The following is a 21,614-nucleotide window of genomic DNA, read 5'->3' as shown; positions in this document are numbered from 1 at the left end:
GGACACTAAACACAATTCGACCCGCAGGGGCGCCGCGGGAACGGTGCGTTAGAGCGTGACGGGATGCTGCACGAAGAACATCATCGCGCCGCCGGCGAACCCCAGCAGACCCAAGGAGAGCGGATGCGACGCCAGTCTTTCCATGAAACGCATAAACCTGTCCCGAACTCTGCGTCCCCGACGGTGCGCGGCCGCTCCGCAAGAGCGGCCGCCCGACGCGGCACGACGATGTCAACGGATGTAGACATAAGCATTCGGCCAGCGATGTCAACGGCTGTTGATGCGTTGCAGGGCCGGACGCTCCATGGCGACAGGCGACGCGATCAGAATGCCAGGCGCGCCGAGGCGCGAACGGTTCGCGGGGCCCCGGGATAGATCCACAAGGCATTGTACGAGCTCTGGGCGTAGCGGGCGTCGAAGATGTTGTCGGCCTCCAGCCGTAGCGTGAGCGCGGGCGACACGACATATTCCGCTGCAGCCTTGGCCTTGACGTAAGCGGGCAGGATCAATCCGCTCGCGTCTAGCGTGCCGGCGCGGTCGCCGACGTAGCTCGCACCCAGGCTCACGGTTACGCCGCGCCCGCGATCGTCCAGAAAGCGCCCGAGCGCGAACAGGTTCGCGGAATGATCCGGGACGTTCAGCACCGCATCGGTGGCGAAGGCGGCGTCGTCGGCGCGCGCCGGAGTCCAGGCATAATTGGCGACGATCTGCCACCGGTTGGCGAGCTTGATCGCGGCGTCGAACTCGATCCCGCGGCTGGTCAGCTTGCCGACCGGCGCGAGGTAGCTGGCATCGACCGGATCGGTGGTGAGGATGTTCTGCTTCTCGATCTCGAACCAGGTGAGGGCAAGGTCGATGCCCGGCCATGCGGCGGTGATCCCAAGCTCGTAGCCGTGGCCGCGTTCGGGCGCGAAGCCGTCGCCTGTCCGCCCGGTTCCGGAGTTGAGCAGGTGGCTCTCGCCCCAGTTCGCCTGGATCGCCACGACGTCGCTGAGCGCGTATCGGCCGCCGATCCGGAAGTTAACCGGTTCGCCGACGGTGACTGCGATCCGATCGGTCAGCAGGTTGCGGATCTTCTGCCGGTGGGCGTCGAGACGGATGCCCCCGGAGACTGTCAAGCGGTCGCTCACCGACCACATGTCCTGGACGTACAGGGTCGCGGCCTTGCGCGTCTCGCGATTGTTGGTGAACGGAAGCAAGGCGGGCGGCGTGCCTCCGTAGACGGGATCGTAGATCGAAATCGGATAGGGGTTCGCTGCGGTCGGATTGCGCCGCATCCATCGTTCCTGATAGTCGAGCGTGTAGCCCTTGATGCCGATGCTGGCGCGATGCTGTCCGAACTCGCCGGCGAGTTCGAGCCGGGCCGAGAAGTCTTCCACCTCGAAGTCGCGCTGGCGACGCTGGCGCCACAGGGTGGTACCGACGAGCCGCGACTGGTCCGAGGAAAAGCCCTTCAGCGATCCGCTGCGGTAGGCGACGCCGCCGTTCAGGGTCAGGCGATCGCCCAATCCGGCAAGCATGGTCAGCTGGTGCCGCCGGTTGCGGAAGCGGGTGATCCCGTCTCCAGGTTCGCCATAGAAGCGGTCGCTCGGCAGGGCATTCGGATCGCCATCCACCGCCGGAATGCCGCGATCGAAGGGAGCATCGAACGAGGTCAACTCGCCGACATAGGTAAGCCGCAGGTCCGGCAGGGGCATCCAGGTGAGCGAAGGCGCCACCGCCCGGCGCTTCAGCGTCACGAAATCCCGCCACCCGTCGCTATTCTCGGCAGCGACCACGATCCGCGCCGCGAGCGTGTCGGTCAACGGTCCGGTCACGTCCACTTCGGCCCGCTTCCCGTCGAAGCTGCCATAGGTCAGGACGATCTGCGCGGACGGATCGAAACGCGGCGTCTTCGAGACGATGTTGACGCGGCCGCCCGGATCGATGTCTCCGAACAAGGCGCCGGCAGGGCCTTTCAGCAGTTCGATCCGTTCGGCCGTAGCCGGATCTCGTGGCGGCCCCATGCCCCGATTGGCGAGAAAGCCGTCGACATAATATTCGGCACCTCCGTCCGGCGTGCCGAGAAAACCGCGGATCGCGAAATTGTCCAGGAAGCCGCCGCGATTGTTCTGATTGCTGACTCCGCTGATCAGTTCCAGCGCATCCGAAAGCCGATAGGCGCCTGCCGCTGTGAGCAGATCGCGCTCGACCGATCGGCTCGACGGCGACATCCGTTCGGTGACCACGTCGGACGACAGCGTTCGATCGGCGGGCGCGCGCCGCGTCCCCAGAACGACGATCTCTTCATTTTCGGCAGCCGGGGCGGCCGCGTCGACGCTCGCAATCGGGGTGGCGGCGGCAGGCGCCTCGGGGCTGGACAGAAAGGCGAGCGCGGAAACGAGTGGATCGAACACGAGGAACTCCGGCGAGGAAAAGATGAGGTGAGCGGCTCCGTCGGCCGTCAAAGGTAGGTGAGCAGCGGGTTTCGGCTTTGCCGCTTCACGCCGACGAACCAGCGGCAGGCGAACCAAAGCGGCACCGCGACGCCGGCGGCGAGCAGCCACAGCGCGCCCACGTTCGGGACGCTGAACGCGATACCCTGATTGGGCCCGACGACGAGGATGGCGGCGAGGTTCAGCAGGTGCAGGGCGTAGAGGTGGACGACGTAGAAGAAGAGCGGGGCCGATCCGAACACCGCCAGCGCTGCGACCAGCCGCGCCGGCGCCCGCTCGAGCGCGGCGAGCAGCAGGGCGCCGACTCCCAGGGTCAGCAGAAGGAAGTCTGCCGAAGGCGGGTATTTGGTAAGATTGACGAAGCTCATCATCGTCCGGAGCGGAGATCCGCCATCGAGCCAAGGCGCGGGATCGCCATAGACGTTGGTGGCGCGCAGCAAGAGGAAGATGGCGAGAGCGGAGATGCCGATTGCGGCCAGGCGCCGGATGCGCTCCTCCTGTCGGGCGCCGCGTGAAAACCAGGGGCCTGCCGACCAGCCGAGCACGATCACGCCGATCCACGGCAGCACCGGATAGGAGGTCCGTGCCCGCAACGTGTCCGTCAGATCGAGATAGCCGCGATCGTGGAGAATGGCCCAGGCGGCGTGGCCGCTCTGGTGCGGAGCAAAGCTGATCGGATCGAGCAGATTGTGTCCGAACAGGAGGACAAGACCGATGGCGGGGAGGAGCTTCGCAGGCAGCCGGATCAGTGCCGAAAGCGCGATCATCGACAGCCCGATCGCCCAGATCACCTGGAGGAAGAGCGTCTGCGGCGGCATCGCGAAGGTCCACGCGAAGTTGACCACCGTGAGTTCCAGCACGATCAGGAACAGGCCCCGCTTGAGCAGGAAGCCGGAGGCGGCGGCCCGGCCATGCCTTTGCCCGTAGAGCCATGCCGCGACGCCGGTCAGCGCCACGAAGACGGGCGCGCAGAGGTGGGCTGCGATCCGGGTGAAGAAGAGGAGGGGATCGATGGTCTCCACCTCCATCGGATCGGAGACCTGCGCGTGGATGTAAAAGAATTCGCGCGCGTGATCGACGAGCATGAGCAGCATGACGGTGCCGCGCAGGGCGTCGATCGATTGGATCCGGGACACGGCGGAGGCTGCAGCATGTTTCTGCGCAGGAACGGGCTTCGACGGCGACATCGTCATGCGCTCCGGAGCCGCCAGTTGAGCAGGTGGGCGATCGCGAGCAGCAGGCTGCCCGCAACGGTGCATCCCGTCTCGGCGAGCCACGGCAATCCGGCAAGCGCGCCGAGGCCGAGCGCAACGAGCCCGGCGACGCCCAGCGTCACGGGATGGAGGATGCCGTGCAGACGATAGCCACGGGTGATCGCCCAGCCGCTGATCGGAACGGCCAGTCCGAAGGCAACGAGATGCGTCTCTTCGGGAATGGTGAGGATCGCCGAGAGTGCAGGCAAAAGAGCGATCGCCACCGGCAGCAGAAGACAATGGGCAAGGCAGGCGATCGACGCCGCGGCGCCGGCCGCATCGAGCCAGATCGAGGAGCGCCCGGTTCGGGCCGGGCGGCAGGTTTCGGGGGACATGGGAGAACCTTCTGGAAATGGCCTTGCCATCAGGCTGCGGGGTCGCCGTCAGGCTGCTACGTTGCCGTCAGGGCGAAGTTCGGCGAACGACGCGGCCGGTCCGCGCATCGACGTCGATCCACAGGACTTGGCCAGCGCACAGAAACTTGAGGCGATAGATGCCGCCGCTCGGATCATATTCCGGGCCGAGATACTGGCAGTTCCGCATCTGTGGCAGCAGGGCCTTCTCGATATCCGAGAGGGGCACCAGCGCGCCGCGGCGGACGTCGCGGAACAGACGATTGTGATCCGGCTCCCGCGCGACTGCGGAGCCTTCCGGGACTGCGGCAGCCAGGATGGCGAAGAGGACCGCCCCGTTCATGCGCACGGCGCGTCCTCGCGGCAGGCGCAGCACAAACCTTCCGCTTCGGCCGACCAGATCCGCGGAGTCCAGCCGGCCGTGCGCAGCCGCTGGATCAGCAGCTGGTGCTCACGGCCAAGATCGACCGGCGTGCACGCGCGGCAGGTGGAGCACAGCAGGACTCCCCAACGCCCGACCGCCGGAACGGGCGCGATAACGTGCCTTTTCCAGCTCAGGATCGGGATGATCAATCCGGCTTCCGCGAGGCGGTGCAGGCAGCGATAGACGATCGCCGGGTGCGCCGAAGCGCCGTTTCGACCCAGCTGTTCCGCGATCTCGTAGGCGCCGATCGGGCGCGCCGCGTTCCAGATCAGCCGAAGCACGTCGCGGCGGCGTTCGGTCAGGCGGAGGCCGCCGGTGGCGGCATGTGCGACATAGTCTTCGAACCGCAGGCGCTGCGTGGGACGAGCGAGTGTCAGCATCGCGCATCTCCCGGAGTTCAGAAACTTACTCGGGCACTGACGCGAATGTCCCGTCCGGCGAGAGGCACGAAATCCTTGGTGAAGGAAGCATGACGCCGCGCCGCCACGTCGAAGATGTTGTTTGCCGACAGGATCAGGGTGGTTTCGCGGCTTTGCCACGGCTTCCAGGCAACCGACGCGTTCACCGTCGTGAAGCCTTCGGTCGGAGCCTCGAATTCCGCCACCCGGTCCTGATCGTCCACCCACTCGATCTCGGCACGCGCGGTCAGTTTCGCGGCCGTAGCCTCTAGCCCGCCCAGCAGACGAAGCGGAGGAATGCGGGGTACCGGCCCGCCGGAATCGATGGTGGCACGAACATAGTCGGCTACGCCGTCGGCGCGGATGGTGACGCCGCCTGCCGTGAACAGGTCCGACGATGCTTCGACCTCGAACCCATAATAGCGCGCGTCCCGCTGATAATATTGGAAGACGGGAAGCGCGTCCTGCTCCTCTCCGGTCGCTGCCTGAAAGATATAGTCGTCGAACCAGTTGGCGAATGCGCTCGCACGCAGCCGTACCGGGCCGGCCTGCGCGCGGGCATAGGCTTTGAAAACCCAGCTCTTCTCCGTCGCAAGCGTGGGATCGCCGATTTCATAGGCCTGGGTCGCGACGTGCGGACCGTTGGACAACAGCTCTTCCGCCGCCGGCGCGCGCTCCGCCCGCGAGAGATTGACGCCGATTCGGAAACGGTCGTCGGGCGCGTACGCCGCGCCCACTGCCGCCGACACGGCGTCGAAGCTGCGGTCCACGCCGGCGGCGATCGAGCGCACCTTGCTGTGTTCGTAGCGGCCGGCCGCCTCGAGCTCGATCTTGCCGATCGAGACTTCCTGAAGCGTGAACAGGCCAATCTGACTCGTCTCGTTCGGTGGGACGAATGCCTCGGCGCCGATCGCCTCGAAATCACGCAGGAAGAATTGCGCCCCGCTGGCGCCGCGCCAGCCCCCGCGATCGGTCTGGACGAGCTCGAACCGGCCTTCCATGGCTTGGGTCCGGAAGATGGTGCCGACCTCGTCGCCCTCGAACTCGGTGTGCTTGTAGTCGGCGGCGCCGAGCCGGACGCGGATTTGATCGAGTAAGTCCCCGCCGACGTTGATCTGGGCACGCAGGTCTGCGCGAAGCTGCTTCAGGCCGATGGTGACCGCTTCCTCGCCATGCTCGTGAACACCTTCTTCTTCCCCGGTTTCCTCGCCTTCATGCTCGTGATGATGGCCGGCACCGGGGGCGGTGGGTACGCCATAGTCGCTGTCGAACCAGCTCACCGAAACCCCCAGGCTGCCGCCGTCGCGGATGAGCGAGAAGCCGCCACCGAGCGTCTTCTGCTCGGTACCGCTGTTCGGAATTCGTCCGCGCCGGTTCGCGTTCGCGGTCGCCTCCGCGGCCTCGTCGAGATGACCTTCCTCGGTCTCCTCCGCAGCGATCTCGAGCTGCTCCGCGCGAAGCGCCGGTGAGAGGACGTAGCCGCCGGTGCGAAGGTCATCCGTCTTACGCCAGCTACCGTCGACGTGGAGCACGATGCCCTCGCCGACAGCGACGTCGGCGGCGCCGCCAACACTGCGTTCGTCGGCGGCGGAGCCAAATATCCCGATCAGGTCGACGTGCGCGCCGCTCTCTGGAATGACGCGCGGGATGCGACGATCGAGCACGTTCACCGCGCCCCCGATCGCCTGACTGCCGAACAGCAGCACCGCGGGTCCGTGCAGCACTTCGATCCGCTCCGCGGTGAGGGGATCGATGGTGACCGCGTGGTCGGCGGAGGTGTTGGAAACGTCGATCGAACCGATACCGTCGGTGAGGATGCGGATCCGTTCCCCCTGAAAGCCGCGCAAAACCGGCCGCGACGCACCGGGGCTGAACGCAGTGGAGGATACGCCGGCCTGGCGCGCCAGCGTGTCGCCAAGTTGCGGACGAAGCTCGCGCAGCAATTCCGTACCGGTGAGCACGGAAGCCCCGGAGAGCAGGCTGAGCTCCCGCACATAATTGCCGGTCACGATGATTTCGGGCGAATCTTCATGATGCGCAACGGCGGTGTCGGACACCGGCGGCGGAACATCGGTCTGGGCAAGGGCGATATGCGGAACAAGCGCGGCGGCGGTGCCCGCGAGCAGGGTAAAGCGAAACATGAGGTGGTTCCGAAAATGCTGGCTGCCGAACGGCAGCGTCGGCGCGGTGCGCGCCTGAGGAGAAAGCTGGGAGGCAAGGCCTGGAGCAAAGCCGCGCGGGCGAGCCGGCGCGCACCATGCATGGCAATCAGGCCGTCAGGGCGCCGTCTCGGCGCCCTCGATCAGACCAGCGGCGGCTCCAGCATCGGCGAGATCGACCGCCCCGACAGCGGCGCCGCGTCGCCGGGCTGGTCGTGTTCCAGGGCGCGGAGGCGCAACGGCACCGAAATCGGTTCCGGCGGCAGCGCATAGCCGGCGAGCGACGCCGCCGCCGCATCGGCGAGCGAGGCCAGGTCGGAGATCGTGCGCTCCGCCCTGTCTTCGCTCCGCGCTTCGGATGCCGCCGCCGCATCGTCGCTCTGCAGAGCCGCGGCGTGCGCCTGCGCGTCGCCATGCTGGCACAGCACGCTTGCCACCGCCGCACTATTCGCGAAGATCAGCGCAAGCAGGGTCAGGAGGGTCAGCAACCGCGACATCGTGCGATGATGTATCATCGGATTGCGCGCAGATGCAAGGCTCCTTCGCGCCGCCAGGCCACTCTGCATGACCGTGCTATCCTATCGCGCGGGACTGAACACGGCCATCGACGACCGGGACCGCGCGCGAAGCACCCACTGGCTGATCGAGGGGAGTACGAACAAGGTCAGCAGGGTCGCGGACAGCAAGCCTCCGATCACCACGGTGGCAAGGGGCTTCTGAACCTCGGCGCCTGCGCCGCTCGCCACCGCCATCGGCGCGAAGCCGAGAATGGCGACGAGAGCGGTGGTGAGAACCGCCCTGAGCCGTCCGATCGTCGCTTCGACGATCGCCTCCCGGCGATCCCCTGCGCCTTCGAGACGCGCCTTCAGCGCCTGCATCAGGACGAGCCCGTTCAGCGTAGCCACGCCGGAAACCGCGATGAAGCCGACTGCGGCCGAGATCGAGAACGGCATTCCTCGCATGAGCAGCGCCAGCGTGCCGCCGACCAGGGCCAGGGGTACGCAGGCAAAGACGAGCAGCGCCTCGGCGGCCGAACCGAGCGCCAGAAACAGCAGGATTCCGATCAGCATCGCGACCAGTGGGATGATGATCATCAGCCGTTCGCTGGCACGCGCCAGATTTTCGAACGTGCCGCCCCATTCGAGCCAATAGCCCGGCTCCACCTTCACCTGTTTGGCGACGCGGCGCTGAGCCTCTTCCACGAAGGAGCCGAGATCGCGGCCGCGCACGTTCACCTGCACGGTTACGCGCCTTTTGCCATTCTCGCGGCTGATCTGATTGGGGCCTTCGGCGGTGTCGAAGCGGGCCACCGACCCGAGCGGCACGGGCGCGGTGAACCCCATTTCTGCGCCCTCGGGCATCACCGGCAACTGGTTCATGACCGCCGGATCTCCGCGTGTCGCCTCGTCGAGGCGAACGACCACGTCGAACCGACGATCGCCTTCCTGCACCTGTCCTGCTTCCCGTCCGCCCATTGCGATCGACAGCGCCTCGGCGGCGTCGCTGGCGTGAACGCCGAGCGCCGCCGCGGCGGTCCGGTCAACGCTGGCGGTGATCGTCGGCTGGCCGCTGACCTGTTCGACCCGCACGTCGGCAGCGCCGTCGATGCCGGCCAGAACCTCGGCGATGCGGTTCGCCTGAGCCGTGAGCGCGCCGAAGTCGTCGCCATAGACCTTCACGGCGACGTCGCTGCGGACTCCGGCGATCAGCTCGTTGAACCGCATCTGGATCGGCTGGGTGAATTCGTAATTGTTGCCGAGCAGCCTTCCGAGCGCCTTGTCCATCCGGGCGACCAGCTCCGCTTTGGGAAGTCGGCGGTCCGGCCATTCCTTCCTCGGCTTGAGCATGACGAACGTGTCGGTGACGTTCGGCGGCATCGGATCGGAAGCGAGTTCGGCGGTGCCGGTCCTGCTGAATACCAGGGAGACTTCGGGGAAGGCTGCCAGCGCTTTCTCCACCCTGAACTGCATCTGCTGCGCCTGTTCGAGCGAGGTCGACGGCACGCGAATGGCCTGAACGAGCATGTCATGTTCGTCGAGTTGCGGGATGAATTCTCGCCCGAGGCTCATGAATGCAATCGCGCCGACGAGCAGGGCCAGGGCCGCACCGGCGGCGACCGCCCCCGGCGCCGCAACCGCTTTGCGAAGCCATGGCTCGAACCGCCGGTTCGCAGCAGCCGCAAGCCTCGTCTCCGCGTGGCTGCCGGCCGGTGCCCGAAGCAGCAAGGCCGCCATCGCGGGTACGAAGGTCAGCGACAGGATGAAGGCTCCGGCCAGAGCGAACATCACGGTGCTCGCCATCGGCGCGAACATCTTTCCCTCGACGCCCCGAAAAGCGAGCAGCGGGGCAAAGACGAGCAGGATGATCGCCTGTCCGTAAGCCGCCGGCCGGGCCATCTCCCGCGCCGCTCCGGCCGCCGCCTCGACGCGCTCGCCTATGGTCAGCTCTCTACCGATCTCCTGCCGGCGGAGGCCGAGGCGCCGCAGCGTGTTTTCGATCACCACCACCGCGCCATCGACGATGAGCCCGAAATCGAGAGCGCCGAGGCTCATCAGATTGCCGCTGATGCCGAACCTCCGCATCGCAATGGCGGCGAACAGGAAGGAGAGGGGAATGACGGCCGCAGTGATGATCGCCGCCCGCACGTTGCCGAGCATGAAGAAGAGCACGGCGATGACGAGCAGCGCGCCATAGGCAAGATTGTGTTCGACGGTGCGGATGGTGGCATCGACGAGTTTGGTGCGGTCGAGCACGGGGTTCGCGACGATCCCCGCAGGCAGGCTGCGGTTGATCTCCTGGAGCTTGTCGCCGACGCGGCTCGCGACGCGGCGGCTATTTTCTCCGGCCAGCATCATCGCAGTGCCGATGACGACCTCCCGGCCATTTTCGCTGGCGGCACCGAGCCGCGGCGCCTGTCCCTGGCCGACGGTTGCGAGATCGGCGACGCGAATGACGAGACCGGCACGGCGGCCGACCGGCGTCTGCGCGAGTTCCTCGATGCTGCGAATGCGCGCGTCCGCGCGGACGATGAAAGCCTCTCCGGCACGCGTGATATAGCCGGCGCCGGCGACCTGGTTCGCATGTTCCAGCGCATCGACGAGCTGGCGCAGGCCGATGCCGTACGAGGCGAGACGCGTCGGATCGGGACGAACCGCATATTCCTTCACATACCCGCCCTGCACGTCGATGGCGGCGACTCCGGGTACGTTCTTCAGCTGCGGTGCGACGATCCAGTCCTGCACCGTTCGCAAATAGGTCGCGCGCTCGGTCTCGCTGGTCAGGCGCTCGCCTTCGGGCGTGACGTAGACGCCGCGAGCCGCCGGTCCGCGAAACTCGATCGTCCAGATGAACACCTCGCCGAGACCGGTGGCGAGCGGCCCCATCGAGAAGTCCACGCCCTGAGGCAGGCTGGCCTGGGCGGATCTCAGCCGTTCGTTGACCAGGCTGCGCGCGAAGTAGATGTCCGTGTCGTCGTCGAACACCGCGGTGATCTGCGAGAGGCCATGGCGAGAGAGCGATCGCGTGCCCTCAAGGCCCGGCAGGCCGGCGAGCGCCGTCTCCAGCGGAAAGGTCACCTGGCTCTCCACCTCTTCGGGGCCGAGGGCAGGTGCGACGGTGGTGACGACCACCTGCTTGTTGGTGATGTCCGGCACCGCGTCGATGGGCAGCCGCAGCAGCTCGCGGCCCCCGTAGATCAGCAGCACCAAAGCGAGAGCCGCAACCGCGAAGCGGTAACGGACCGAAAGGTCGATGAGGCGGCTCAGCATCTCAGTGCTCGTGCTCCGCTTCGGATTTGGAGAGCTCCGCCTTGAGGAGGAACGCACCGCGCCCGGCGATCCGTTCACGTCCCGTCAGCCCCTTCAGGATCTCGGTTCGCCCGGCGGCCGACCGGCCTGCCACCACCGGCGTGGCGCGGAAGCCGCTGCCGTCGGCGACGAAGACGACCGATCGTCCTTCGACATTCTGCACCGCGTCTGCCGGAACCACGATCGTGTCGGCGGCACCGGTGAGAACGCGGCCGGACACCGGCGTGCCTGCCGGCGGCACGAAGCCGATCGGGCGAGCCCGGACCTGGGCTCCCGCTGTCGCGGCGTTCGGCGAGATCGCCGTCACGACCGAGCGGATCTCCTCACCGCCCGCCATGGTGGCGAGGATAGGGCTGCCGATGCGGATCGTCCGGGATGCGCCGGCGGGTGCCTCGAAGATCAGTTCGACGCGGTTCTGGTCCGCGACCTGCGCTACCGTCGCCCCCTGGGCCAGCACGGACCCGGTGGCGGCCCCGAGAGAGGTGATGGTACCCGCCATCGGAGATCGCACGATCACATATCCTGTCGCGCCGGGTGAGCCGACGGCGGCGATCTGGGCCTGCGCTGCTCGCAGGCTGGCCTGGGCTTTCAGCGATGTCGCTCTCGCGGCCTCGAGATCCTGGCGCGCGGTAACCTTGGCCCGGTACAGCTGCGTTTCCCGGCGGTGGGCCGCCTGAGCAGCTTCGACCTCAGCCCGCGCTGCATCCGCTGATGCGTTTAGCGATGCGCCTTCGGGGCTGCGGATGGTCACGAGCGGCGCTCCGGCGCGGACGTTGGTTCCCGGCGCAACGTGCACGCGCTGCACGACGCCTCCGAGAGGCGCACCGACGGCGGCTTGCGCGTTCGGCGCGAAGGCGGCCCGTCCTGGGATGAGGAGCTCGGCGCCGCCGCCTCGAGCGACGGTCGTGACCTCGACGCCGGCGGTCGACGCAGTGGCGGGCGGAAGCGCGACGAAGCCCTCGCGGGCTTCTTCAGTCTCGCCTTGCTCATGCTGACTCTCGGCGTGCTCGCCGGCGCCTTCGCCTTCGTGACTGGCGGGTGCGTTCCGCCAGATCAACGAACCGGCTCCGAGTCCGGCCGCGGCCGCGACGATGCCGACACCGGCGATGGAGGTGATTGTCCGTCGGTCCATGGACATGTCCTTATTGCGCCAGTGCGCGCTCGAGCGCCGCCAGGGCGCGGGCACGGTCTCGGCGGGCTTCGATGATCGAGGTGCGGGTGGAAGTGAGACTGGCCTGGGCGTCGAAGACATCCAGGAGCGAGAACTTGCCCGCGCCATATCCGATTTGTGCAACGCGGATCGCTTCCTGCGCCTGCGTGAGGCCCGCGCCTTCCAATGCCGACAAGCGCGCTTGCGCGGCCGAGAGGAGCGATCGTGCGTCCCGGGTCTCCCGCTCGCTATCCAGCCTTGCCTGCGCCATCCTGGCCTCGGCGGCGAGCAGCTCGGCCTGCGCCGCTTCGACACCGCCCCGATTACGGTCGCGAATGGCGAGCGGCATCGTGATGCCGCCGACAAGTGCGACGTCCTTGGTCTCGGCGAGGCCACGAAGGCCTGCACGGGCGGTGATGTCGGACACACCCGCACTGCGCTCGAGAGCGATCCGCGCTTCGGCGAGCCGGCGTTCCGCTTCGGCGATACGCAGGGTAAGAGGAACGCCGCTCGCCGTGGCCGTATCGGGCAAAGGCGGCCCTTCACCACCCACGGCGTCCAGATCGTCCTCCGGAGTGCCGATCAGGCGGGCCAGGGCACGGCTCGCCTGCTCCTCCTCGGAGCGGGCGCGCTGGGCGTCGGCCCGAGCTTCCGCAAGGGCGCTCTCGGCGCGGAACTGCCGCAACGGCGGGTCGCGGCCGTTCTCGACCATGAGGCGGGCCGTCCGCGCGAGCTCCTCCGAGCGAACGATCGTCTCTTGAGCCAGAGCGAGCTTCTGCTCGGCCGCGACCAGGTCAGCGAATGCATTGCCGATGTCCCGTACGATGTCCGCCCTAGTTCGAAGAAGGCTTATGCTGGCGAGTTCGAGGTCCGCGCGGGCGAGCGCCATCCGCGCATGTCGCTTGCCGCCTCGTTCGAAGCGTTGGGCTATGGCCACGGTGAGCTCCGTGCCCCCGAAGCGGCTGTAGCGCCCGGTGCCGAAGGCATTCTCGACCTCGGCGTCGAGCTCGGGATTGGGCGACACGCCGGCCTGGCGCGCCCGTGCCTGCGCTGCGCGAACCGATGCCTGTGCTGCCGTCAGCAGAGGGGCGTTGTCCTCGACGTGGCCGAGGGCCTCGGCGAGCGTGATCGGGCGTGCGTAGGCATCACTGGCCGCGAGCGCGAAGAGCGCGGCCGCGACGGTGCCTGCCAAGGCACGAGCCCGCTGCATTGTGCGTGTCATTTTCCATCCTGAAGTCCGAGCTGGTGCGATCCCGTGGTCGGGCGCGGCTGGGTTCAGGCGGAGGGTGGGCGCTCCGGCATGTCGACCGGGCTCGCCATCAGCGGACGGGCCGGGGTGGACCGATACTCCACTGTGGCCATCACCGGTACCGCAGCGTCCCGAGCGCTGGAGGGAATGCCGGCGCAATGGCCGTGATTGAAGGCGCAATGGCCCTTCGGGGATCCCTTGTCGGGATCAGACCGGTTGTCCGTGTCCGCCGTCGCATGGTCGTCCGCCCCGGCCACGGCGCCGGCCCTCAGATGCGCGACGCTCTCCCCGGCGCAGCCGATTTCGGCGAGCGCAGGCGTGGCGAATGTGAGCAGCAGCAGGGCTGCCACCGCCCGCATCGCGGACCGCCAGAGTTTCAGGAGAGCCATGTGCGACAGGTAGCCGATCTCTCGTGGAATTGCGAGCAGTGCGCGCGCCTCATCCCGCCGCCTCCAGATGTGGCTTGCAGGGGCCTCGATGCAGGCGACCGAACGCCGGGAAGCGCTCGTCCGCTCCGCGCGCCATCGTCACCGAGCGATGGCTGCTGCGGAGTGATCGGTGCCCGGATCGACAGCAACTCCGGAGGCCTTCCGTTCCGAATAGCGGTTCACGAGCTGTGTGGCGTGCGGCCGCATCAGCACGGTGATGCGGACCAGTTCCTCCATGACGTCGACGATCCGATCGTAATAGCTCGAAGCCTTCATGCGGCCATTCTCGTCGAATTCCTTGTAGGCCATGGCGACCGAGGATTGGTTCGGGATGGTGAACATGCGCATCCAGCGGCCGAGCAGCCGCAGCGTGTTGACGGCGTTGAAGGATTGCGAGCCGCCAGAGACCTGCATCACGGCGAGGGAGCGGCCCTGCGTCGGGCGCATGCCCCTCATCTCGAGCGGCAGGTGATCGATCTGCGCCTTCATGATCCCGGTGATCTGGCCGTGCCGTTCGGGGCTGCACCAGACCTGACCCTCCGACCATATCGACAGTTCGCGCAGATCCCGGACGGCCGGATGATCGTCGCCGGGAATCTGATCGGGGAGGGGAAGGTCGGACGGATCGAAGATTCGGGTCTCCGCGCCGAACATCTGCAGCAGCCTCGCAGCCTCTTCGGTAGCGAACCGGGAAAAGGATCGTTGGCGAAGCGAACCGTAGAGGAGGAGGATGCGGGGCGGCGACTGATCGTCGGCGAGGCCGAGGGCCGGCCTCCGGATCACGTAGGACGGGTCGAGCGCGGGGAAGATGTCGGGATCGGGAAGGACGCGTACGCGGCTCATGCGAGCTCCTTGACGAGATAGGTGGCGCTCGCTGGGCAAAGCGACATGAACTGCGCCGTTGTCGCGATCGGCGGAGGCGCCGCGACGCGGTCGGCCTCGCGGTAGCCCAAGCGGCGAAAGAACGAAGCAGCGCCGGTGGTGAGAAGGTGTATTCGTCGAACCTGGTCGTGAGCGGCCATCCGCTCGGCTTCCTTGACGAGGCGCGTGCCGAGCCCTTCGCTCCGACGAGTCTCGAACACGACAAGGGAGCGGAGCAGGCGATCGGCGCCTGCGCCTTCCAGCCCGACATAGCCGACCGATCCGGCTTGGTCGGCCAGACGGAAAAAGCTGCGGCCGGGCGCCTCCAGATCGTCCGTGGGCAGGCCGGCCTGTTGGAGCGCGCGGCGCATCGCGCCGTAGTCACGCCGTGGGACCTGTTCCAACCTCGTCATGCAGTCGCCTTTTCTTCGAACCGCGCCGGCCCGAGTCGGATCGGCACCATCGACGTCGGCGCGACCGAGACAGTCGCGTTCACTGTGCGACGCGCCGTCCGTCCGCGCCCACCACCTGTTCACCATCTTCCTTTGCAAACGCGCGCTGCTGCTCCGAGGGGAGAAGCTCCAGCACTGCTTCGGACGGCCGACACAGCTTCACGCCCATAGGTGAGACCACGAGCGGCCGGTTCATGAGGGCGGGATTGTCCACCATCGCATTCACGATCTGCGCGTCCGTCAGGTTCTCGTCGTCGAGCCCGAGTTCCGCATAGGGCGTGTCCTTCTGCCGGAGCAGATGGCGGGCGGTGATCCCGGCTCGTTGGATCAGCTGCTCGAGCAGGGGACGGCTCGGCGGCGTCTTGAGGTATTCGACGACATGGGGTTCGATGCCGGCGTTGCGGATCATGGCGAGCACGGTCCGAGACGTGCCGCAATCCGGGTTGTGGTAGATTGACGATGCCGGCTGTGCTCACGCCGGTGCCCTCCTTGTCCATCATCAGCAGGGGACGAGTTCGGATAAAAGGGATCCGCACAGCTCGGCGCTGCCGCCGCAGCAGTCTTTGACGAGGAAGAGGGTCAGCGTCCGCAGCCGTTCGAGATTGGCGCGGTAGACGATCGAGCGGCTGCGCCGCTCCGATATGACCAGTCCTGCACGTGCCAGCGTCGCAAGGTGCGTGGACATCGTGTTCTGGGGTATGTCCAATCGGCGCGCGACCTCGCCTGCGGGCAATCCTGCGGGCTCGTGCCTGACGAGGAGGCGGTAGGTCTCCAGCCGAGTTCTCTGCGAGAGAGCGGCAAGACAGTTCAGGGCCGAGTCGGTATCCACACTTCCAGATTTACCGATATGACGGCACCTTGCAAGTCTCGTTGATGCGAGGCGGCAAAAGTTCAGTCCGCCCCTCCTAGCGGTTGATCCTCAACCTTGTTCATGATATGTTCCGACGGCTCCGCCGTGAATGCGCTTCCTTGGGCGTCGCGGGGGACCATCTTTCCGTCACAGGGTACCGCAAGGCGCCTTCCTTGAAGACGGAGGTCCAGAAAAGAACGGGGCAGTTGGTCGGCCGCCCTGCGATCCGCTGTGCACAGGCCGCACGACGGTCGCGTATTCCAGGGCGGCCGGTTCCGGTCCGCTTGCCGCCGCGGCGTCGCGCGGGCTGCGCTCGGCCGGGATCGAATATGGAAAATCGACCGTATTATCGGTCAATACGGTCGCTGGAATGGGTTAGCTGCGCCGCTGCGGGTGGGGGGTCTCGCCGCGCCTCAGCATGTCGACGAACTGCGCGATCTTGCGCTTGCGCGCGGCTTCGGTTTTGAGGTTGTGCAGGCGGAAGGCGAGGGCGAAGCGGTTCTGGGCGCTGAGCTTGGCCAGCATAGCCTTTGCCTCCGGATCGGCGTCGATCGCGGCCTGAAGGTCGTCCGGGATCGTCATCTCCTTGCCGCTGCCATAAGCGCGGTCCCAGCGGCCGTCGGCTTTGGCGGCTTCGACTTCCCGGAGGCCATGCTCGGTCATCCGCCCTTCGGCCGTCAGGCGGGCGACGTTGTCGACGTTGATCTTGCTCCAGATGCTCTTGGGGCGACGTTTGGTGTAACGCTGCAGGTAGCTCGTCTTGTCGAACGATTTCCGGATTGCGTCGATCCAGCCCCAGCAGAGGACCACGTCGATCGCTTCCTTGGGCGTGATCGACGGGCGCCCCGATCCGACCTTGTGGATCTTGATCCAGACTTCGTCCTCGCGATCGTGATGGCGCGACAGCCAGTCATGGAAGAGGTCTGCCGTTTCGAATTCGTGGACCTTGTCGGGATCGACTTTCACCGGCGGCATGCGCTCTCCTCTGGTAGCGGACGTCCGTGTTTCTGGAGAGGATCGCGCGGAAAGAGAAGGGCCGATGGCGCCAGGGCTATGCCGGTGCCTCGAACGTGAGGTGGCAAACGCCTTTGCCTACCTACGCGGGCGCCTTATACTTCGGGAAAAGCTGTCCGCTGGATCGGGATGCGCATTCACACACTCTTGTCTCCGGAAGCGCAGCTCGCCCCGCAGCGGATCGCCGCAGCGTCGAAGCTGGCATGGCACGCGCACGATCAGGCCTATGCCGCGATCGTGCTGCGGGGCGCCTACATGGAGGCGGGAGATGGCGGCCGGTACCGGGCCGAGCCCGGACAGGTGCTCGTGCATCCGCCACGCTCCGGCCATGCCAACTGGATCGACGGCAACCAGGTCGCGGTGGTGAACGTGCCATTGTCGATCGCCGACGGCCTGCGGCTCGAAAGCGGCAGTGTTGCCGATCCGGACGCCCTGCGCGCCGAGATCCTGCGTGCCCCGGAAGACGCCGCTGCCATCATCGGGCAGAGGGTACGGCCGTCGCACCGGCCCGAGCAGGATCTGCCCGATCTTCTCGCCGCGGCGCTCGCCGCACCCGAGGCGCCTTCGCTGATCGCATGGGCGGCGCATCATCGCGTGTCGGCGCGGACGATCACGCGCCATTTCCGCAGCGCCTATGGCATCGCGCCGGCACGCTATCGCTGGCGGGTGCGCACGCTCGCCGCCTGGCGTGAGATCGTCTGCGGCACGGCGCCGCTCGCCGACATCGCCGCCGCCGCCGGTTTCGCCGACCAGGCGCATATGACCCGATCGATCGCAACGCTGACCGGTCGTCCGCCGCGGGCATGGCGGACGCCCGTGTCCGTTTGATTCAAGACCGGACCGGCGTTCGCGCTCTACTTCGGCGCGATGAGATCCGCTCGACGCCTGTTCGCCTTTCCCCTTCCTCTGTTGCTCGCCGCCGCCGCGCCGCCTGACGTGGAGCAGCGCAGCCTGGTCGACCAGGCGGCAGCGGCGTACGGCGTCTATGACGTCAATCGGGCCGAGGCGCTGTATCGCCGCGCCGCCGAGGATCCGAAGGCGAGCCCGGCCGATCGTGGTGTTGCCCGCCGCGAGGCGGCTCGTATCGCCTGGCTGGTCGACGGCGATGCCGCCACTGCGCGGCGCCTGCTCGACCGCGGCATCGGCGAGGATCCCGATCCCTGTCCTGCAGCCTTGCTCTATGCGCGCATCCTGAACGCTCAGGTGGCGGCCGGAGACGGGCCGATCGACGGCCTCGCGCTGCGATGCCGGGCCGTCGAGCCCGGCGTCGCCGTCGAACGGGCTCGCGCCCGAATGCTGGCCGCGGCCGGTGCCCGGGAGGGAAGGCCGGCGCTGGTGCGCGCTGCCGAGGCGGCCTGGGCCGCGCTCCCGGCCGATGCGCGGTCCAGCCCGGCGGGCGCACGCCTTCGACTGGCGCTCGGTCTGCTCGCCGGAGACGGAGCGGGCGCCTATGCCGGCTGGCGAAGCTATTTCGGCCTCGCACCGGGCGAGGATTCGCCCCAGGCGCTGCAGCCGCTGCTCAGCGATGCGATGAGCGTCTTCCGGCGCGGGGCGGCAATCGGCGGCGATCCTCGTGATCGTCTCGCCCTTGCTCTCCTCCTGATGCGAACCGGCTTCGACGAGGAGCTTCGCGGGTTCATCGCGGACGCGCCGTGGTGGCAGGCCCTCGGCGACCAGGACCCGGGCCGCCGGACCATCGGCGCCTATCTTCGCCTGCGCGCCAGCCTCGATGCCGCGGTGCTTGCGCACGATCGCCATTATGCGCGGCACGGCGCTTCGAACGAGGACCAGTTCGAACAGGGGCTGACGTCGATGCTCTCCGCCGCCGTCGCGGAGCTCGGCTCGACGGGGCCGGATCCTTGGCCGGAGCTGCGGCGCCACTTCAACCTGTTCGGCACGATCGGCAAGAGCAACGGCGTATCGAGCCTTCATCTCGGCCACGTCGTCGTCGACGCGCAGAGGTCGGTGACCCAGGACGGGCGCAGCGGCACGCTCCGTTTCATCGCCATCGACACCATGGCGCAGAACGGCTTCTCCGGATGGCTCGCCGACGGCGCGGGCGGGCCGGGTGGCTGGGCGGTCGAGGGGACCACCATCGTCCAGGTGCGGCCGCGCTTCATGGCCACGGTCGAGACCTCGCTTGCACTCGCCCGGCCGGGCGAAGCCCGGGACCGGGCGCTGCGCGAGACCGCCCGCAAGCGCGCGAGCGATCGCGCGATCGCCGCAGCGGAGCCGATCGCTTTCCTGCCGGGGGTCCGCGATCGCCTGCGGCTGCAGGGCATTGACGACATCGTTGCGCAGGTTCGCGGCGCCGGCACGCCCGAGGCGGAGTTCGCGGCCGCGTTCCGAAAAGCCTATTCGGAGGCGACCTTCGGCAGCGCGATCCTGGCGCACGAAGGGCGGCATGCGCTCGACCAGGTTGAATTTACCGGCACGCATGCGCTCGCCAATGACGAACTCGAATATCGCGCGAAGCTCTCCGAGATCGCGTTCGCGGCCAGCCCGCGCCTGGCGCTGTCTTCGATCTACGGGCCGCTGTTCGGCGGCAGCAGCGGTCACGGCATCGCCAACCGCCGGCTGGCAGCCGATCTCGCAGCTTGGATCCGGGCTCATCCGGATGAGGTCGCCGCCTATGATGCGGGTCTCACGCCGCTCGAGCAGCTCGATCGTCTCAGCAACGATCAACTGCGTGCGATCGTGCGCGGCCTCGACGCGCGTCTTCGGTCACCTATCGCCGAGCGTGCCCCCATCGGTTAGTCTCGCCTGGGGATGCCGGGAGGATTTTATGCTGCGCCTTCGTTTCGGAGCGATGCTCCTGTGCCTGCTGCCTGAGGCTCCGGCGGCGCATGCTGCGGAAGGGCGCGAAACACAGCTTCAGCAGGCTTTCGCCATCGAGGCGCGCGGCACGCCCGCTCCGGTCGTGATCGAAGGGGTCAGGCTGCTCCGCTACGAGCTTCATCTGACCAACTTCGCGGCGCGCCCGCTCAGCCTCGAGCGGTTGACCATCCGTGCGCGCCCCTCCGCTAGACCGCTCGCAAATCTTGAGGGTGAGTCTCTGGCGCGCGCCGCGTTGCTGGTGGGTGGGGAGCGGGGAATCGATCCGCGCACGATCGAGCCCGGGCGGCGGGTGATCGTTTATATCGATCTTGCCATGCCGGAGTCCCTGCCGGCGCAGATCGACCATCTGATCCAGTTCGAGGGCACGTCCGCAGGCGAAGTGATTGGCGGAACTCTCGCCGTCGATCCGCGCCCGCTGCCGCAGCTCGGACCGCCGCTGCGGGGCGGTCCCTGGGCGGCGATCTACGATCCGGGCATGGAGCGAGGCCACCGTCGCGTGCCATATGCAGTCGCAGGCCAGGTCACCATTCCAGGCCGCCACGCGATCGACTGGATGCGTGTCGGCGACGATGGTGCGGCTTTGGGCAAGAGCGACGGCCTTGGGGCGGAGGTGCTGGCGGTCGCCGACGCTGTGGTCGCCGCCGCGCGGGACGGCATGGCCGAGCCGGTTGGGGAGCGCCCGGCTGTCGCTCTCGCCGACGCCTCGGGCAATTACCTTGCGCTCGATCTCGGCGGCGGGCGGTTCGCCTTCTACGAGCATCTGATGCCGGGGCTGCGGGTCAAGGTGGGCGACCGGGTGCGGCGCGGCCAGGTGATCGGACGGCTCGGCTCGACAGGACAGGCGAGCCGGCCCCATCTCCACTTTCACGTGGCGGATGCAGCCTCGACGCTCGGAGCGGAAGGGCTACCCTATCGGCTCGGCGGCGGCACCATCGTCGGCCGCTTCCCGTCGATCGAGACCTTCGGACAGAATGCACCATGGACGGTCACCAAGGCTGCGCCGACCGACTTTCCCGGTCCCAACGCGGTCGTCCTCTTTCCCTGAGTGTCACGGACGGCCGCCGGAAGCTGTGCAGCCGGCCAAGCTGGTGTAAAAGGCGGGGAGCGCGTGCGCGGGCCGACACGGAGGAAGAGTCGATGACATCGATCCTGCTCTACGCCAATGACGATCCCGGCTTCGACACGCGCCTAGCCGCAGCCATGGCACTGGCCGGCGCCGCCGGCGGGCACGTCACCTGCGTTCAGGCGCGGCCGTTCAATACCTTCGTGGTCGCCGATCCGTTCGGCGGGGTCTACGCGCCGGCCGCTCTCATGGAGAAGATCGAAGCGGCCGACACCGCCCATCAGGAGCGGAGCGAGGCGCTGCTCCGCGCAGGCACCGTGGCCTGGGACTGGCAGCGCGAGGATGGCGAACCGGCCCAGGCGCTGATCGCACGCTCCTCGCTTGCCGACGCGATCGTGATCAGCGTTCCCGGCAACGATCCGGCCGCCCTGGCGCTCGCGTCCGAGGTGGCCTTGCACGCGCGATCGGCCGTGCTCGCCGTGCCGCGAACCGGCACTCGCTTCGATCCGGCGACGAAGATGATGGTGGCCTGGAACGGCTCGGCGGAAAGCGCGCACGCGCTGCGCCATGCTCTGCCGCTGTTGCGCCTGGCGGGCGGGGTCGATGTCGTGTCGATCGCGGGTGGGGCCGGCCGCTTTGCAGCGGCGGACGCGGCGGCCTATCTCGCCGGTCACGGCATCGCGGCGGGACTGGTCGAGCGGCGCTCGGAGGGCCGCAGGCCGGCCGAGGCGCTGGTCGAGACCGCGGCCTCGCTCGGTGCCGGTACGATCGTGATGGGGGCCTATGGGCATACGCGGATGCGGGAGGCGGTGCTCGGCGGCACCACCCGCGACATGCTTCGCCAGGCGGCGCTCCCGCTCGTCCTCGCGCATTGAAACATC

At 67.7% G+C, this 21,614-nt stretch carries 20 protein-coding genes; 4 read left to right on the top strand and 16 right to left on the bottom strand.

Annotated features, from left to right (window positions below; genetic code table 11):
• Positions 1-323: 323 nt before the first annotated feature.
• The 16 genes from ETR14_RS01350 to ETR14_RS29020 form a co-directional block, all read right to left on the bottom strand.
• Complete coding sequence (locus tag ETR14_RS01350; RefSeq protein WP_243455713.1) at positions 324-2,396, bottom strand: TonB-dependent siderophore receptor; 2,073 nt, start codon at positions 2,394-2,396, stop codon at positions 324-326.
• A gap of 47 nt (positions 2,397-2,443) precedes the next feature.
• The gene (locus ETR14_RS01345; protein ID WP_243455712.1) at positions 2,444-3,571 is read right to left on the bottom strand and encodes a DUF1624 domain-containing protein; all 1,128 of its coding nucleotides are present in this window, start codon (positions 3,569-3,571) and stop codon (positions 2,444-2,446) included.
• Between the two features lie 53 nt (positions 3,572-3,624).
• Positions 3,625-4,023 (bottom strand): MerC domain-containing protein, encoded by a 399-nt coding sequence (locus tag ETR14_RS01340; RefSeq protein WP_129383010.1) that lies wholly within the window; start codon positions 4,021-4,023, stop codon positions 3,625-3,627.
• A 67-nt stretch (positions 4,024-4,090) separates the two neighbouring features.
• Positions 4,091-4,384 (bottom strand): hypothetical protein, encoded by a 294-nt coding sequence (locus tag ETR14_RS01335; RefSeq protein ID WP_129383009.1) that lies wholly within the window; start codon positions 4,382-4,384, stop codon positions 4,091-4,093.
• Entirely contained in the window at positions 4,381-4,845 is a 465-nt protein-coding gene (locus ETR14_RS28080; RefSeq protein WP_165356263.1) for a Fur family transcriptional regulator, read from the bottom strand. Before ETR14_RS28080 ends, ETR14_RS01335 begins: the two co-directional genes overlap by 4 nt.
• Before the next feature lie 17 nt (positions 4,846-4,862).
• The gene (locus ETR14_RS01325) at positions 4,863-7,004 is read right to left on the bottom strand and encodes a TonB-dependent receptor (RefSeq protein WP_129383008.1); all 2,142 of its coding nucleotides are present in this window, start codon (positions 7,002-7,004) and stop codon (positions 4,863-4,865) included.
• 161 nt (positions 7,005-7,165) lie between these two features.
• Positions 7,166-7,537, bottom strand: coding sequence for a hypothetical protein (locus tag ETR14_RS01320; RefSeq protein ID WP_165356262.1), 372 nt, complete (start codon positions 7,535-7,537; stop codon positions 7,166-7,168).
• Between the two features lie 63 nt (positions 7,538-7,600).
• Positions 7,601-10,789, bottom strand: a complete 3,189-nt coding sequence (locus ETR14_RS01315) for an efflux RND transporter permease subunit (RefSeq protein WP_129383006.1) — start codon at positions 10,787-10,789, stop codon at positions 7,601-7,603.
• A 1-nt stretch (position 10,790) separates the two neighbouring features.
• Positions 10,791-11,960, bottom strand: a complete 1,170-nt coding sequence (locus ETR14_RS01310) for an efflux RND transporter periplasmic adaptor subunit (RefSeq protein WP_129383005.1) — start codon at positions 11,958-11,960, stop codon at positions 10,791-10,793.
• Between the two features lie 10 nt (positions 11,961-11,970).
• The gene (locus ETR14_RS01305; protein ID WP_129383004.1) at positions 11,971-13,200 is read right to left on the bottom strand and encodes a TolC family protein; all 1,230 of its coding nucleotides are present in this window, start codon (positions 13,198-13,200) and stop codon (positions 11,971-11,973) included.
• 53 nt (positions 13,201-13,253) lie between these two features.
• Positions 13,254-13,616, bottom strand: a complete 363-nt coding sequence (locus ETR14_RS01300; protein ID WP_129383003.1) for a hypothetical protein — start codon at positions 13,614-13,616, stop codon at positions 13,254-13,256.
• A 138-nt stretch (positions 13,617-13,754) separates the two neighbouring features.
• Positions 13,755-14,498 (bottom strand): arsenical resistance protein ArsH, encoded by a 744-nt coding sequence (gene arsH, locus ETR14_RS01295; protein ID WP_129383002.1) that lies wholly within the window; start codon positions 14,496-14,498, stop codon positions 13,755-13,757.
• Positions 14,495-14,929: an arsenic resistance N-acetyltransferase ArsN2 gene (gene arsN2, locus ETR14_RS01290; protein WP_129383001.1), complete on the bottom strand. Its 435-nt coding sequence runs from the start codon at positions 14,927-14,929 to the stop codon at positions 14,495-14,497. Before arsN2 ends, arsH begins: the two co-directional genes overlap by 4 nt.
• Before the next feature lie 79 nt (positions 14,930-15,008).
• Positions 15,009-15,377 (bottom strand): ArsC/Spx/MgsR family protein, encoded by a 369-nt coding sequence (locus tag ETR14_RS01285; protein ID WP_243455711.1) that lies wholly within the window; start codon positions 15,375-15,377, stop codon positions 15,009-15,011.
• A 90-nt stretch (positions 15,378-15,467) separates the two neighbouring features.
• Positions 15,468-15,797 (bottom strand): helix-turn-helix transcriptional regulator, encoded by a 330-nt coding sequence (locus tag ETR14_RS01280; protein WP_129382999.1) that lies wholly within the window; start codon positions 15,795-15,797, stop codon positions 15,468-15,470.
• Between the two features lie 396 nt (positions 15,798-16,193).
• The gene (locus ETR14_RS29020) at positions 16,194-16,793 is read right to left on the bottom strand and encodes a YdeI family protein (RefSeq protein ID WP_129382998.1); all 600 of its coding nucleotides are present in this window, start codon (positions 16,791-16,793) and stop codon (positions 16,194-16,196) included.
• A 168-nt stretch (positions 16,794-16,961) separates the two neighbouring features.
• Here ETR14_RS29020 and ETR14_RS01270 point away from each other — a divergent pair, with 168 nt between their 5' ends.
• From ETR14_RS01270 to ETR14_RS01260, 4 genes are all read left to right on the top strand, one after another.
• Entirely contained in the window at positions 16,962-17,660 is a 699-nt protein-coding gene (locus ETR14_RS01270; RefSeq protein ID WP_129382997.1) for a helix-turn-helix domain-containing protein, read from the top strand.
• Positions 17,661-17,699: 39 nt separating this feature from the next.
• Positions 17,700-19,589 (top strand): hypothetical protein, encoded by a 1,890-nt coding sequence (locus tag ETR14_RS28075; RefSeq protein WP_165356261.1) that lies wholly within the window; start codon positions 17,700-17,702, stop codon positions 19,587-19,589.
• A gap of 28 nt (positions 19,590-19,617) precedes the next feature.
• Positions 19,618-20,715, top strand: a complete 1,098-nt coding sequence (locus tag ETR14_RS29615) for a M23 family metallopeptidase (RefSeq protein WP_165356260.1) — start codon at positions 19,618-19,620, stop codon at positions 20,713-20,715.
• Between the two features lie 92 nt (positions 20,716-20,807).
• Complete coding sequence (locus tag ETR14_RS01260) at positions 20,808-21,608, top strand: universal stress protein (protein WP_165356259.1); 801 nt, start codon at positions 20,808-20,810, stop codon at positions 21,606-21,608.
• Positions 21,609-21,614: the final 6 nt, after the last annotated feature.

Source organism: Sphingosinicella sp. BN140058 (assembly GCF_004135585.1).
GTDB lineage: Bacteria > Pseudomonadota > Alphaproteobacteria > Sphingomonadales > Sphingomonadaceae > Allosphingosinicella.
This window is presented reverse-complemented; position numbering and strand designations above follow the sequence as displayed.

Excerpts from the sequence above, each read along its gene's own strand:
- ETR14_RS01340 (WP_129383010.1), bottom strand. The coding sequence starts at position 4,023 with ATGTCCCCCGAAACCTGCCGCCCGGCCCGAACCGGGCGCTCCTCGATC.
- ETR14_RS01335 (WP_129383009.1), bottom strand. The coding sequence starts at position 4,384 with ATGAACGGGGCGGTCCTCTTCGCCATCCTGGCTGCCGCAGTCCCGGAA.
- ETR14_RS28080 (WP_165356263.1), bottom strand. The coding sequence starts at position 4,845 with ATGCTGACACTCGCTCGTCCCACGCAGCGCCTGCGGTTCGAAGACTAT.
- ETR14_RS01325 (WP_129383008.1), bottom strand. The coding sequence starts at position 7,004 with ATGTTTCGCTTTACCCTGCTCGCGGGCACCGCCGCCGCGCTTGTTCCG.
- ETR14_RS01320 (WP_165356262.1), bottom strand. The coding sequence starts at position 7,537 with ATGATACATCATCGCACGATGTCGCGGTTGCTGACCCTCCTGACCCTG.
- ETR14_RS01315 (WP_129383006.1), bottom strand. The coding sequence starts at position 10,789 with ATGCTGAGCCGCCTCATCGACCTTTCGGTCCGTTACCGCTTCGCGGTT.
- ETR14_RS01310 (WP_129383005.1), bottom strand. The coding sequence starts at position 11,960 with ATGGACCGACGGACAATCACCTCCATCGCCGGTGTCGGCATCGTCGCG.
- ETR14_RS01305 (WP_129383004.1), bottom strand. The coding sequence starts at position 13,200 with ATGACACGCACAATGCAGCGGGCTCGTGCCTTGGCAGGCACCGTCGCG.
- ETR14_RS01300 (WP_129383003.1), bottom strand. The coding sequence starts at position 13,616 with ATGGCTCTCCTGAAACTCTGGCGGTCCGCGATGCGGGCGGTGGCAGCC.
- arsH (WP_129383002.1), bottom strand. The coding sequence starts at position 14,498 with ATGAGCCGCGTACGCGTCCTTCCCGATCCCGACATCTTCCCCGCGCTC.
- arsN2 (WP_129383001.1), bottom strand. The coding sequence starts at position 14,929 with ATGACGAGGTTGGAACAGGTCCCACGGCGTGACTACGGCGCGATGCGC.
- ETR14_RS01285 (WP_243455711.1), bottom strand. The coding sequence starts at position 15,377 with ATGATCCGCAACGCCGGCATCGAACCCCATGTCGTCGAATACCTCAAG.
- ETR14_RS29020 (WP_129382998.1), bottom strand. The coding sequence starts at position 16,793 with ATGCCGCCGGTGAAAGTCGATCCCGACAAGGTCCACGAATTCGAAACG.
- ETR14_RS01270 (WP_129382997.1), top strand. The coding sequence starts at position 16,962 with ATGCGCATTCACACACTCTTGTCTCCGGAAGCGCAGCTCGCCCCGCAG.
- ETR14_RS28075 (WP_165356261.1), top strand. The coding sequence starts at position 17,700 with ATGAGATCCGCTCGACGCCTGTTCGCCTTTCCCCTTCCTCTGTTGCTC.
- ETR14_RS29615 (WP_165356260.1), top strand. The coding sequence starts at position 19,618 with ATGCTGCGCCTTCGTTTCGGAGCGATGCTCCTGTGCCTGCTGCCTGAG.
- ETR14_RS01260 (WP_165356259.1), top strand. The coding sequence starts at position 20,808 with ATGACATCGATCCTGCTCTACGCCAATGACGATCCCGGCTTCGACACG.